The 13,448-nt window shown below is 41.4% G+C and carries 11 protein-coding genes and 1 pseudogene; 6 read left to right on the plus strand and 6 right to left on the minus strand.

The window, feature by feature from the left end:
• Window positions 1-128: 128 nt before the first annotated feature.
• Window positions 129-698, plus strand: a pseudogene (locus tag FTU65_RS15360) (phosphatase PAP2 family protein); the annotation flags it as partial.
• A 30-nt stretch (window positions 699-728) separates the two neighbouring features.
• Here the strand turns inward: FTU65_RS15360 and FTU65_RS15365 are convergent.
• The 5 genes from FTU65_RS15365 to FTU65_RS15385 all read right to left on the minus strand — a co-directional run bounded on the left by FTU65_RS15365 (window position 729) and on the right by FTU65_RS15385 (window position 7,101).
• The gene (locus tag FTU65_RS15365) at window positions 729-2,054 is read right to left on the minus strand and encodes an ATP-binding protein (RefSeq protein ID WP_180067013.1); all 1,326 of its coding nucleotides are present in this window, start codon (window positions 2,052-2,054) and stop codon (window positions 729-731) included.
• A gap of 19 nt (window positions 2,055-2,073) precedes the next feature.
• Window positions 2,074-2,742, minus strand: coding sequence for a response regulator transcription factor (locus FTU65_RS15370; protein ID WP_180065317.1), 669 nt, complete (start codon window positions 2,740-2,742; stop codon window positions 2,074-2,076).
• A 3-nt stretch (window positions 2,743-2,745) separates the two neighbouring features.
• A complete protein-coding gene (locus FTU65_RS15375) occupies window positions 2,746-4,416 on the minus strand; it encodes a phosphoethanolamine transferase (protein ID WP_180065316.1) in 1,671 nt (556 codons plus the stop codon).
• 140 nt (window positions 4,417-4,556) lie between these two features.
• Window positions 4,557-5,687, minus strand: a complete 1,131-nt coding sequence (locus FTU65_RS15380; protein ID WP_180065315.1) for a porin — start codon at window positions 5,685-5,687, stop codon at window positions 4,557-4,559.
• 127 nt (window positions 5,688-5,814) lie between these two features.
• The gene (locus tag FTU65_RS15385; RefSeq protein WP_180065314.1) at window positions 5,815-7,101 is read right to left on the minus strand and encodes an MFS transporter; all 1,287 of its coding nucleotides are present in this window, start codon (window positions 7,099-7,101) and stop codon (window positions 5,815-5,817) included.
• A gap of 168 nt (window positions 7,102-7,269) precedes the next feature.
• Between FTU65_RS15385 and FTU65_RS15390 the strand changes: the two genes are divergently transcribed.
• The 5 genes from FTU65_RS15390 (at window position 7,270) to putP (ending at window position 12,041) form a co-directional block, all read left to right on the plus strand.
• Entirely contained in the window at window positions 7,270-7,905 is a 636-nt protein-coding gene (locus FTU65_RS15390; protein ID WP_180010085.1) for a 1-acyl-sn-glycerol-3-phosphate acyltransferase, read from the plus strand.
• 61 nt (window positions 7,906-7,966) lie between these two features.
• Complete coding sequence (locus FTU65_RS15395) at window positions 7,967-8,890, plus strand: patatin-like phospholipase family protein (RefSeq protein WP_180055353.1); 924 nt, start codon at window positions 7,967-7,969, stop codon at window positions 8,888-8,890.
• Window positions 8,891-8,989: 99 nt separating this feature from the next.
• On the plus strand, window positions 8,990-9,469 hold the full coding sequence (locus tag FTU65_RS15400) for an NfeD family protein (RefSeq protein ID WP_078189968.1): 480 nt from the start codon (window positions 8,990-8,992) through the stop codon (window positions 9,467-9,469).
• Window positions 9,470-9,485: 16 nt separating this feature from the next.
• Window positions 9,486-10,340, plus strand: a complete 855-nt coding sequence (locus FTU65_RS15405) for an SPFH domain-containing protein (RefSeq protein ID WP_078189969.1) — start codon at window positions 9,486-9,488, stop codon at window positions 10,338-10,340.
• 210 nt (window positions 10,341-10,550) lie between these two features.
• Window positions 10,551-12,041 carry a sodium/proline symporter PutP gene (putP, locus tag FTU65_RS15410; protein WP_180065313.1) on the plus strand — a complete coding sequence of 497 codons (1,491 nt, stop codon included), beginning with the start codon at window positions 10,551-10,553 and terminating at the stop codon, window positions 12,039-12,041.
• A gap of 191 nt (window positions 12,042-12,232) precedes the next feature.
• On the opposite strand, the gene FTU65_RS15415 is transcribed toward putP, so the two are convergent.
• Window positions 12,233-13,141, minus strand: a complete 909-nt coding sequence (locus tag FTU65_RS15415) for a polyprenyl synthetase family protein (protein WP_180065312.1) — start codon at window positions 13,139-13,141, stop codon at window positions 12,233-12,235.
• Window positions 13,142-13,448 lie beyond the last annotated feature (307 nt).

The raw sequence follows: 13,448 nt of genomic DNA on the forward strand, positions 1-13,448 counted from the left end.
TTAAAATGCTGTGCTGCTTTTCGCACAGACATTTCATCTCGAATCATAATTTCTATGACTTTGTCTTTAAAATCTTTTGAATATCCCATATCTCTATTGTTCTATAGTTTTTAGGATTTGGCTATAGTTTTCCTCATCGTAATGATTGGGCACTTGCTGTGCTGAACCATCGCTATATCAAGAATATCGTCATAGGCGTTTATGTCCTGTATATCGCAGCATGGATATGCAGTTTTAAATATCCGCATCTGAAAGCACGTAAGTTTGAATTCGGTTATTTTATCGTAGTGGCTCTATTCAGCACGGCAATGATTGGTTTACTCAAATCACAATCTGCACATGCCTGCCCTTGGAATATGACCGTCGCCACAGCCCAAGGCTTTTCTTGGGATTTTTCAGCACGCCAAGGACACTGCTTCCCCGGTGGCCATGCTGCGACTGGTTTTGCCTTAATTACGGGATATTTTGTTTATCGAATACATCGACCTGCCCGTGCATATTTCTTTTTATCTGCTGGGCTGATTTTAGGCTTTGCTTTTGGCTGGGCGCAAATGATGCGGGGTGCACATTTTCTCAGTCATAATCTATGGACAGCATGGTTTATTTGGGCCTTTAACACAGTCATTTATACATTTGGCTATCGTTATCTACCCACAGAAAAAATCAAAACTGCCTATAAACACTTTGAATGGATATAGGCTTTATTCGCAAGGAGTAAATTAAAATAATTAGGAGTTTAAAGGTCTTAGCGGAATCTGAATCGTTACTTTCAACCCACCCAGCGTTTCACTTTTCGCAAAATCTAAACGTGCACCGATATGTTTTGCGGCTTTATCCACGATTGCCAGCCCTAAACCACTTCCAATTTCTTCATGATTATAAATTCGATAAAAGCGTTTACGAATTTGCTCATATAAAGCAGGGTCGATGCCAGGCCCGCTATCTTCAACCTGTACAACCGCCTGCCCCGCATGTTCAAAAACGGAGACATTAATCATACCCTGTGCAGGGGTATATTTGATGGCATTATCAATCAAATTAAAAATGATTGAATGTACGGTTGGCTCAAGACTATATAAGGCAATGCTCTGTTGTTGCTCCATGCCAAGGTCAATATCTTTTTGCATGGCCAAATGTACCAGTTGCTCGACACAATTGGTTGCGACTTGCTTAAGATCAAAATGTTGTTTGCGCTCAAGTTCAAAGACCGAGGCATCTTGTTTTGCCAAACTCAATAATTGACTGACCAAATGCTGAATACGAATTAAACCTTTACTCAAATTTTGTAGAGCGTCATCTTGTGGAAATTTTTGTAGCAAAATCTGCATTTGCAAATTCAGTGCGGTAATCGGGGTCCGTAACTCATGCGCTGCATCCGCAATAAACTGGCGCTGTTCCTGCTGCGACAACGAAATTCGTTCAAACAACTGGTTCATTTCAATAATAGTCGGTGCAATTTCCTCTGGATACGGCATTTGAGAGATTGGAGAAAGTTCAAAGGCATCCCGTTTTGCCAGTTCTTTTTTAAATTTTTCCAATGGGTTTAAACTGCGTTGAATCAACCATCCCAAAGCGATTAATGCAAAAGGTATAAAAACCAAATAGGGAATAAACATGCTGCTGGCCAATTCTGCTGCAAGATGCTGTCGAACCGATTCTTGCTGACTGACCTGAATTTGCCGATCTGCGAGTGGCAAAATATAGGTATGCCACTCATCCTGTTGGGTTCTGTGGGTATAAAAACCGGCTTTGGGCTGAGGCGCGACCAATAATTTTAATTGATGGGTTTGATGCGCATTGGATTGATAGGTCCACACATCGACAAATAAATCTTCTTCGTGATAACGCTTATGTTGATCAAATTCGCTGCGAATGGGCTGCGGATCATGCTCTGCAACACGTTCCGCCAAATTTTGCATTTGCGCATCTAAAATTTCATTAATTTCTTCAAGTGCAATTCGATAAGCTGAAAACACCAAAAGACAGCCCAAAAGCATACTGAAAACAGACACATAAATAATTAGTCTCTTTTTCAGAGAATAAGGCTGCTGCATGGTCGATAATTCCTTTGCCTTAACCGAGTCGATAACCTAAACCACGAATGGTGCGAATAAAATCTTTGTCTAATTTTGTTCTGAGATGATGCACATACACTTCAATAGTATTACTGCTGATATCACTATCAAAATCGTAAAGCTTATCTTCTAAATTGGCTTTCGAAAAAATCTTATTCGGATGCGTCACCAGTGGAATCAATATGGCCCATTCACGGTTAGATAAATCGACATATTGCCCCTTATAGCGTGCAAGATGCTGCTCAATATCTAAAATCAATTCACCATGTTTTAAAATTTTCTGTGGTGCTTCGACTGAACTCAGCCCTGTGCGTCGAAGGAGCGCATGAATCCGTGCAAGTAATTCATCAAACTCATAAGGCTTAATCAGATAGTCATCTGCCCCATGGTTTAAACCATCTACACGATTTTGTAGTTGATCCCGTGCCGAGATGATTAATACCGGCAATTTGGGCTGCATTTGACGAATTTGTTTCAGGACTTGCATACCATCCATCATCGGCAAACCCAGATCTAGCAAGACGATATCAATCCCCCCTTGCATTATGAGCTTTAAGCCATCGATACCATTATTCACCCACTCGACTTCAAACTGTTGAAAGTTCAACAAGGTTTTTGTCGATTCGGCAATCATGAAATCATCTTCAATAATAAGTATTTTGTGCATGGCTTAAGTCCTGCGCTGTACTGAAGTACATTGTTGCAACATATTGTTTTTTTCATCAATCACTTGAGTCTGCACATCGAGCAAACTCAATAGCGATGGAAATAGATTATCCTGACTTAATTTTTGGCTTTTTTGTGCCATTAAACAAGTGTATTGCGCTGAATTATTTTTTTGCCACGCCGGTGAAAACCACATCAACATCGGCACATGGGTTTGCTGTGACGGTGCAATTGCGTATGGAGAACCGTGTAAATATAAGCCATGTTCACCTGTCGACTCGCCATGATCGGACAAATACCACAGTCCTGTTTGATAGTTGTTAGTCACTTTTAAGGTGTTAATCAATTCACTCAGCACATGGTCGGTATAGATAATACTGTTGTCATAACTATTTATTAATTCTGTAGAGCTACATCCCTGTATGGCATTGCTATTACAGGTTGGCTTAAATTTTTGAAACGCTGCGGTACTTCGTTTGAAATAAGCAGGGCCATGACTGCCCATTTGGTGTAATACAATTAAACGGGGTGTTGGATCTGCTTTGGGGATCGAAGCCAAATATGCCTTCAAACCATCCACCAAGATTTCATCATGACATTCGCCATCGGCATCACACCACTTTTTCTTCAGCGCTTCAGGAAATTCATATTTTTCAACACGTGTGCATGTACCCTTACAGCCTGAATTATTATCTAGCCACGTCACCTTATAGCCTGCACGCTGTGCAATATCGAGTAAACCTTCGCGATGACTTGCAAGCTGTTCGTCATATTCCGTTCTCGGCATACCCGAGAACATACAAGGAACAGACACAGCGGTTGCGGTGCCACATGAGCTGACTTGGCTAAAATTGATAATATTTTGCTGACTGAGTTCAGGATTGGTATTTTTAGCATAACCATTGAGTGAAAAACTTTCCGCGCGCGCAGTTTCACCAACCACTAAAACCATCAATTTTGGTAAGCTATTGGCGCTTAGGTTTTCAACCATATGTGCATCTTCACCATAGCTCAGCAATGGCAAATTCTGTTTCGGTGCTTTTTTGTGATAATAGGAAAATGTCGAAGCGATACTGTTTTGTGGTGAGAGCATGCCTTTTAAGTCACGATGCTCACGAAAGATCGCTGCATAATCAACAAAATAAACAAACAGCAAAGCACCCAAAAGGATGAGCGATAGCACTATATGTAGACCCTTTTTGGCTACGACCGTGCTTAGGGCTTCTTTATGCAGTGGCAAAAGCCAGATCAATAGCACTGGCAAAATAACCAGTCCAAAGACCCAGATAAAAAATTGTGGCGAGATTAAATCCTGCACTTCCTTTACATCTGTTTGCATCATGTTCTGCACTTGGTCAGATGTAATGGTCACGCCTAAACTATTGACGAAATAAGCACTCAAGCCACCAATGATCAGCAAAACACTCGCCAAAAGTTTTGAATTCCATCGCCATTGCAGTAGTTGCATCAGCACATTATAAAGTGCCACTACCACCAGTACGGTTGCCGCTAAAAATAGTCCGGCCTTCAGCCCCGTATAAGGTGTGAGCTGCTGGATTTGCTGATAAAACGCGAGGTTCAAAACCACCCCAAGCCATAAGGCAAGCACGAGGTTAAATTGACTTAAACTAAGTCTTGGAATTTTTTGCTGTATTTTAGCTATGACCTGAAGCATATTGGCATCAATTATTGATCTTTGATGCCCTAATCTAAAAATTCAAACTTAAAAATCACTTAAAACTGATCAAAACTAAGCAAGAAAAATAAAAAAAGGCGATGTAAAACATCGCCTTTTGAACAACTTAAATCAAAGTTTTAGAATTTAAATTCTAGACCTGTACCTAGAACAGGTTGTTTGCTTTCATCTGGACCTTGTTCAAGTGCTAAGTAACCTGCATAACCATAAGCTTTCACTTGTTTGCTAAATGCATAATCTGCACCTGCAATGAGTTGCTGAGCTTCGTAATCATCACCCACTTTATAGGTCGTAGTATTTTGACTATATTGTGCTTTTACTGTCCAAGCTTTTGCAGAAGGTAGATTGTATTCTGCACCGACTAACCAACCTTGAGCATCATCAATATTTGCTGCATTCTCTGCATTCGTGTTTGTGTCTTCTTTGCTTGAATATGGTGTTTTTTCTACTTCAGACGTTTGATATAAAGCTTTCAGTGCCAAACCACCCTCAAGATTTACACGACCGATCGCACGAACGGTATTTGCGGCAGCAAAAACTTTGGTACCTGTAACTTCAGGAGTTTGAGCATTTAAGATCCCTACACCACCAAAGTTCGATGGAATGGCTTTGTCATAGGCTAAACCTGCGACAACAACGGGGCTGTCATAGACAACAGACGCCGACCAAGCATCGCCAAGACCACGACCTGCAGTTTTTACTACACCTTTGTCGCTCTTGATTCCTGAAGATTCACCTGTTGCAAGCAATGCATTAACTTTAATTGCACCTTCCGCAATTTTAAATGCTGGTGATTCATAAACAACAACGTTATCGACACGATTTTCACCCGTCATGATGCCTGTAACATCAGCACGGTTACCCACGTAGTTGTTAAATGTATCCACCGGACTAGACAATTGTTTTAATGGTGTATCGTGTGCACCGACTTTCAATGTCCCAAGTTTCGCATCTTTCAAACCAACGAAGCGGTTACGCTTAGACCAGTCATCGCCTTCGCCGTCTGAGTTAAATGCCCATTCAATTGCATAAACTGCGCTTAAACGGTCTGTCAGTTTTTCATCGCCCTTTAAACCCAAGAAAGAACTGTTTGAACTGATTTCAACGACATCTTTGTCTGAAACACCCGTTTTATTATCTTCAGGTAAATAATCAACAGACGCATCAATTTCACCGTAGAAGGTTGGTGCTGCAAAGGTTGACCCAGCCAAAAGGCTCAATGCGATAGCCGCTGCTAACTTAGTTTTCATCAAAAAATTTCCTTAAATTATTTTGTAACAGATATTACACACGCGAAACATATTACAAAATTATTAAAATAATATTTGCATTGCTCTTTTAGTGCTTTAGCTGATAAAAAACAACCAAAATCATGATTTAGAAGTGATTTTGGTCATTTTTTGATGCTTTTCCCCAAAATAGAATCGGGACTAAGCTCAATGCAGCCAAACCTGTGATCCAAAATAAATAAGTGCTATAACCCAACTGATCGGCCACTATGCCACTGATGCTATACAGCCCCCCACTCACCGTCGCCATAATGGCAACCTGAAATGTAAAGTCCGTTGCTGCAAATGCTTTACGACTATATTGCATCACCAAAGTCAGCATGATCACGAGCAGCATGGCTGAAATCATGTCTTCGGCAGCATTGATCCCATAGATCAGCCATTCATGAACCTGCCGTTTAGCCTCGAACTGTAAAGCCAGCCATGCATAGGCCAATAAACTGAATATTTTCAATACCGAATAGAAAACCAAGGCCTGCGCCCGAGAAATATACTTCAAGCTTAGACCTGCAAGCCCCGCCCCAATTAAAGCAGCCACCGCACCTAACATGGTGACATACAGACCGATTTGACTAAAACTCAATCCTAAATCGACCATCAGCGGCTTAAGTAAGGGTCCTGCCAGACCATCTGCAAGCTTAAAACTCAATAAGATCATGAGCCACAGTGTGAGGGTTTTAGTTTGAGAAAAATAAGTCAAATACTGGCGAATAGCGTAGAACAAGGCTGAAGTATGCTTATGGTTGTTATCATTCTCTTGAGAGGAAATTATGTTGAGCTGTGGCTTTAAAGGTTCTCGATAGAGAAAAATAGGAATCGTATTGATGAATACCAATGCCGCTAAAAACAGAAATGTGGCTTGCCAATCCAACCAATCCAAGGCCCAAAGCACAGCACCACCACCGACGATAAAACCGAGTCTTGAACCAATCACCTGAAAGGTATTGCCCCAGTGCTGTTGGTCAGTTTTTAAAATATTTACAGCCAAGCCATCGGTTGCGACATCTTGAGTCGCACCGACCAAATTCATACTGAGTAAAGCCACAAAAAACAGCAGCAGATACATCGGTTCATTCAAGCTTTGGATCGGCAAAAAAGACAGGAAGACCAAGACCACCACGGACAACAACTGCATTGGAATAATCCAACTCCGATAGTGCCCTTTGGACCTTGAACCATGTCGATCAATCCACGGTGCCCAAAAAACTTTGATCGACCATGGCAGCATGAGTAATCCAAAGCCACCAATATGCGCCAAAGACACACCTTGCGCTCTTAAAATCACCGGTAAAGCATGTGTCATAAAACCGACAGGTAACCCTTGCGCCCAATATAAGGAAAACAGTAAAAGATAGAGCTGACGAAGCTGGATCATAAGTTCCTAAATGTTGAATGCGCTGAAGTTACATTTAGAGTAGTCAAAATGCGGCTATTTTGCCAATGATCTAAAAAAATCATCGACCTAAGATAAGGTCAATGCTGATGCCGTACTTTTAAATGCGCATCACATCGAAAATGGATTTCACCTATATAAGAATATGCAATGAATCAAAAGACTCAATTATTTCCAGTTTTGCCCGATCAAGTTCCATCACGCGGTTCCATCCTGAGCCGAACAATTTTTAAAAAACTTTTCTTGGCACAAGGATGGAAATTTGACGGCGAATTTCCAAACCTTGCCAAAGCTGTGGCAATCATTTCTCCGCATACTTCTAATATAGATGCATGGCACGGCTTTCTCGCCTTGCTTGGGATCGGGATAAAAATAACCATTTTTGGCAAAAACACCCTTTTCAATACTCCCTTAAAACCACTTTTGGATTGGGTCGGCGTGATCCCTGTGCAGCGTGAAAATCCACATGGACTGACGCGTGAAATTACTGAGATTGTCCAAGCGACAGATCAAATTTGGATTGGAATGGCACCTGAGGGAACACGAAAAAAAGCCGATAAAATCCGCAGTGGTTTTTACTATATTGCCTATGAAGCACAGATACCAATTGTGATGTTTAGCTTTGATTATGCAAAGAAAACCATTCATTGCTTGGGTGTTTTTGAACCGAGTGGAGATTTTGAAACTGATCTCGAAAAAATTTTGAAGATTTATGATGGCAAATTTTCCCCGAAAAATCCCGAATGGTTGGCCTTGCCGTTACAAAAGCACTGGAAAAAGCCCTAGTCAAATGGCTATTTTTTTGATGTGATGTGCACTTTGTATATTTAACAATCAGATTTCACACATGAAACTTTTGCATTACCTGATTCCTAGCCTCTTTGTATTGGCACTCACTGGCTGTGATTCTGCAACCAAAACACCTGCGACCACGACACCTACACCAGCCAAAGCACGTGAACCGGTGATCGCGATTGCGCTCGGTGGTGGCGGTGCCAAAGGTTTTGCTCATATTGGCGTGCTTAAAGTACTCGAATCACATGGTATTAAACCTAAGATTGTGACTGGGACCAGTGCGGGTAGTTTTGTCGGTAGCTTGTACGCCAGCGGTAAAACGCCTTATCAAATGCAGCAATTGGCCTTAAACTTTAAAGAGTCCGATATTCGTGACTTAACCTTAAATAGCCAAGGCATTATTCAAGGGCAAAAACTGCAAGACTTTGTCAATAAAAACGTCGGCAATAAACCAATTGAACAGTTTCCAAAACGCTTTGCTGCTGTAGCCACCCGTTTAGATAATGGCAGCAAAACTGAATTTAACCGCGGCAATGCTGGCCAAGCAGTGCGTGCATCGTGCAGCATTCCAAATGTATTTGTACCTGCGACTATTGCAGGGGTTAAATATGTCGATGGGGGTTTAGTCAGCCCGATTCCAGTGAAAACGGCACGTGATATGGGTGCAGATATCGTGATTGCTGTTGATATTTCTGCGCGTCCTGACGGTAGCAAAGCCGTAAGCATGTTTGGTTTACTCGATCAAACCATTAACATCATGGGACAACAAAGTATTAATGAAGAACTGAAAAATGCTAATTTCGTGATTCAACCTAAAGTGGGACATATCGGCACACTCGATTTGAAGTCGAGCAATGCGACGATTTTAGAAGGTGAAAAAGCCGCACAGCTCAAAGTGAATAGCATTATTAAGGCGATCGATAACTTTAAACAGTCCCCTGCGGCCTTTAAACCAGCACCAAAAGCGAAAATATAATTCAACGATTTTTTTTATATTCATTGAGTTATACATCTGCTACATTGATATAGATACTGGTTCATCTATATCAATTCACCCTTATATAAGAGTAGATGTATGGAATTTATTTTAGAACCTTGGCACTGGTTTGTATTGGGCGTCGCTTTGATGCTTTTTGAACTAATTTTGCCGTCTTTTGCTGCGCTATGGTTTGGCGTTTCCGCAATTTTGGTTGGGATCTTATATTGGATCTTTCCATCCATGGACTTTAATGTCCAAATTGTGGTTTGGATTATTTTTGCCGTGCTCTGCACATTTTTGTGGTTCAAATTTATTAAGCCTTTATCCATTGATAAAACCAAAGCAGGTCTGTCGCGTGAAGCGACGATTGGCCAAGTGGGTATGGTGATTCAAACCCAGCTCAATCATGGCAGCGTTAAAGTTCGCTTCCCGATGCCTGTTTTAGGTTCAGACGAATGGCATTGCCGTACCCAAGATGCACTTCAAGTCGGTGACCGTGTTCGCGTGACTGATATTTTAGGCAATGATTTAGTCGTCCAACTGCACAGCAGCAACCACCCCACTGACAATCCATAAATAAGTGAGAAATGACATGTCTGGTGTTTCTATTGTTTTTTTAGCGCTCTTAGTTTTTGTAGCCGTCACCATTTTTAAAGGTGTCCGTATTGTTCCCCAAGGTTATAAATGGATTGTTCAGCGTTTAGGTAAATACCATACAACGCTCAATCCGGGACTGAACTTTGTGATTCCGTATGTCGATGAAGTGGCTTATAAAGTGACAACCAAAGATATCGTCTTAGATATTCCTTCTCAGGAAGTGATCACTCGTGACAACGCGGTACTGCTGATGAATGCTGTGGCTTATATCAATTTAACCACACCTGAAAAAGCAGTTTATGGTATTGAAAACTACACATGGGCGATTCAAAACTTAGTTCAAACCTCTTTACGTTCAATTGTCGGTGAAATGGACCTCGATGATGCACTTTCATCGCGTGATCATATTAAGGCTAAACTTAAAGCCGCAATTTCTGATGATATCTCTGACTGGGGTATTACGCTTAAAACTGTAGAAATTCAAGATATTAAACCTTCTCATACCATGCAAGCGGCAATGGAAGAGCAAGCGGCTGCGGAACGTCAACGTCGTGCGACAGTGACCAAGGCAGACGGTGAAAAACAAGCGGCTATTTTAGAAGCAGATGGTCGTTTAGAAGCCTCTCGTCGTGATGCAGAAGCTCAAGTGGTACTGGCAGAATCTTCTCAGCGTGCAATTGAAATGGTGAGTTCAGCCGTCGGCGATAAAGAAATTCCAGTTGCGTACTTACTGGGTGAACAATACGTCAAAGCCATGCAAGATATGGCTAAATCTAATAATGCCAAAACTGTGGTATTACCTGCGGATGTACTGAATACGATTCGTGGTGTGATGGGACGTAATAACTAAATCTTCACATTAATAAAAATGGGTCGTGACATACGGCCCATTTTTATGCTCAAAACAAAAAAGAAGGCAAAGTTTGTCAATTTATGTTTAAATTTCACGTTATTTTTTTGACGTTTTAGGACTTATTGTTCGATTTCACCTACTTGGCTTAGGCAAATCCCATTGAGTCCCTAATTAAACGCAATTGTCCAACGCCAAAGCGGATACCGTATGAGCTCCCTGAATCCCACCCTAATTACCTTTCTCTTTTATATTGTCGCCATGGTCGTGATCGGTTTACTTGCATACCGTGCGACCAGTAACTTTTCTGACTACATTTTAGGTGGCCGCCGATTAGGGAGCTTTGTCACTGCCCTTTCAGCAGGTGCATCAGATATGAGTGGTTGGTTGCTCATGGGTCTTCCGGGGGCGATTTATCTTTCAGGTTTATCTGAAATGTGGATTGCAATTGGTCTGATCATCGGTGCTTGGCTCAACTGGCTACTTGTGGCAGGTCGTCTCCGTGTACATACCGAAGTTCAAAATAATGCCTTGACCCTACCTGACTATTTCTCAAATCGTTTTAACGATCAAAAGAAAATCTTACGTATCGTGTCTGCTGTGATTATTTTGATTTTCTTCGCAATTTACTGTGCTTCAGGCATGGTTGCAGGCGCTCGATTATTTGAAAGTATGTTTGGTATGTCGTATAGCACTGCGCTTTGGATCAGTGCAATTGCAACGGTGAGCTATGTGTTTATTGGTGGCTTCCTTGCTGTCAGTTGGACCGATACCATTCAAGCGGGCTTTATGATTTTTGCCTTGCTGCTGACACCTATCGTGGTCATGTTGTCGTTTTCTGATTTAAGCCAGTTCACTCTGGCACTGGAAGCGGCACGCCCTCAAGCCATGGATGTATTTGCTAACTTAAGTTTTGTCGCAATCATGTCTTTATTAGCATGGGGCTTAGGCTATTTTGGTCAACCGCATATCTTAGTCCGCTTCATGGCAGCAGATTCTGTTAAATCGATTCCCAATGCACGTCGTATTGGTATGACATGGATGACGCTCTGCCTCGGTGGCGCAGTTGCAGCAGGCTTCTTCGGTATTGCTTATTTCCAACAGCATCCAGAACTGGCAGGTGTCGTTACAGCAAACCCTGAAACGGTCTTTATGGAATTGACTAAAATTCTATTTAACCCATGGGTTGCAGGTATCGTACTGGCCGCGATATTAGCTGCGATCATGAGTACCCTAAGCTGTCAGCTTTTAGTATGTTCAAGTACCTTAACTGAAGACTTTTATAAATCATTCTTACGTAAAAATGCTTCACAAAAAGAATTGGTTTGGGTCGGCCGTATCATGGTGTTAATGATTGCGCTTCTTGCGATCTATATGGCGGCTAATCCTGACTCTAAAGTCCTTGGTCTCGTAGCATATGCATGGGCAGGCTTTGGTGCTGCATTTGGCCCACTGATTATCATGTCATTGTTTTGGAAACGCATGACACTCAATGGTGCTTTAGCAGGTATGGTGGTTGGTGCTGTTATGGTTATTCTATGGAAAAACCTCTGGGGCGACACAGGCGTTTATGAAATTATTCCGGGCTTCATCTGCTCACTCATTGCAATCATCATTGTGAGCTTAATGGGCAAAGCACCATCTGCCGAAGTCACTGAAAAATTTGAAGAAGCAGATCGTATCTATAAAGAAAGTATTTAAGACCAATAGCACTTAAATTTAATTTCTAAGTTTTAATATCTGCAAAAAAGGACGCCTAGCGTCCTTTTTTTATCATGTCATCCATTTAGCTATTCCGTAGATGGTTTATTGACTTCTGTTCCAAATGTACAAAATATAAAAAAGCCCACAACATGTTAAATGTTGTGGGCTAATGTCATTACTACGTCATATTAACTTTGACGTTTTAATAAAAACTGAGTGATCTTGTGTAATTCTGCTGCATCTTCTGCAAAATAATCCAAAGCTTGAAGCGCTTGAGCATGTAATTCTTCTGCATAAGCTTGCGCTTGATCAAGGCCCATTAACGCAGGGTATGTGGATTTATCCACTTGTTGATCTTTACCTGCAGTTTTACCCAATGCCTCAGTATCAGCAATAATATCTAAAATATCATCTTGCACCTGAAAAGCTAAACCAATCGCCAGACCAAACTCACGGAGTTTAGGAATGGCTTGATCTGTGCCATTAAATATCGTCACTGCAGCCATCATGATTGCAGCAGAAATTAAAGCACCAGTTTTATTTCGATGAATGTTTTCTAGTTCATCCTGACTAACATGCTTGCCTTCCGCTTGTAAGTCTAGAACTTGGCCATTGACCATTTTGGATGTTGCAGTCGCTAAAATTTGCATTTGCTTCAAGATGATCGGCGCTTCAACGGCTGGGCCTTGATCAAAGAGACGGCTGCCTAAAACTTCAAAAGCCATCGATTGTAAAATATCGCCAGCAAGTAAAGCCGTATCTTCACCAAAAGCCACATGACAGGTTGGTTGACCACGACGGAGTAAATCGTTGTCCATACACGGCAAATCATCGTGTGCCAATGAATAACAATGAATAAATTCAATCGCCACAGCAGCACGGCGTACGGCTGCAAAATTGGTATTGGGTTTTAACGCTGCTGTTGCATAACAAAGTGCCGGTCGAACGCGTTTTCCACCCAACATCACAGCATGATACACCGCCCCTTTTAAGGGTTCTGGAATTGAAAATGCATCAAGCGCTGTCAGTAAATCCTGCTGAATACGCTGCTGCGCTTCTGTCAGGACATGTGTGGAAACGTCTGTTAAAGAAGACACATTCACCTCAAATACTTTAAATATTTAACTGCTTCGTTCATTAGCAAATCGACTGCCAATGTTTTCTGTCAATTTTGACCTGTTGCATCATACTGCTTTCTCAAATCTTTCTCTATGTTACGGCCTAAATCTATGTGTTTTTCCCACAGTCTGATGGTTTTTTAAATGTCGTTTCCTCAAATATAGCTAAATACCAAATAAATCATTACAGTAATCTTTAAATAATTTATCAATATCTTTAACTCTAAACTTAGTTCGAATCGCCTTGACTCGTGACCACATATTTTCTATTGGATTTAAATCTGGA

Origin of the sequence: Acinetobacter sp. YH12129 (assembly GCF_013418685.1) — a bacterium.
Classification (GTDB): Bacteria; Pseudomonadota; Gammaproteobacteria; order Pseudomonadales; family Moraxellaceae; genus Acinetobacter; species Acinetobacter amyesii.

Bases quoted from the DNA above. Each gene is read 5' to 3' on its own strand.
- FTU65_RS15395 (WP_180055353.1), top strand. From the start codon at position 7,967: ATGAAACTTTTGCATTACCTGATTCCTAGCCTCTTTGTATTGGCACTC.
- FTU65_RS15405 (WP_078189969.1), top strand. From the start codon at position 9,486: ATGTCTGGTGTTTCTATTGTTTTTTTAGCGCTCTTAGTTTTTGTAGCC.
- FTU65_RS15365 (WP_180067013.1), bottom strand. From the start codon at position 2,054: ATGCAGCAGCCTTATTCTCTGAAAAAGAGACTAATTATTTATGTGTCT.
- FTU65_RS15380 (WP_180065315.1), bottom strand. From the start codon at position 5,687: ATGAAAACTAAGTTAGCAGCGGCTATCGCATTGAGCCTTTTGGCTGGG.
- FTU65_RS15400 (WP_078189968.1), top strand. From the start codon at position 8,990: ATGGAATTTATTTTAGAACCTTGGCACTGGTTTGTATTGGGCGTCGCT.
- FTU65_RS15375 (WP_180065316.1), bottom strand. From the start codon at position 4,416: ATGCTTCAGGTCATAGCTAAAATACAGCAAAAAATTCCAAGACTTAGT.
- FTU65_RS15385 (WP_180065314.1), bottom strand. From the start codon at position 7,101: ATGATCCAGCTTCGTCAGCTCTATCTTTTACTGTTTTCCTTATATTGG.
- FTU65_RS15370 (WP_180065317.1), bottom strand. From the start codon at position 2,742: ATGCACAAAATACTTATTATTGAAGATGATTTCATGATTGCCGAATCG.
- FTU65_RS15390 (WP_180010085.1), top strand. From the start codon at position 7,270: ATGAATCAAAAGACTCAATTATTTCCAGTTTTGCCCGATCAAGTTCCA.
- putP (WP_180065313.1), top strand. From the start codon at position 10,551: ATGAGCTCCCTGAATCCCACCCTAATTACCTTTCTCTTTTATATTGTC.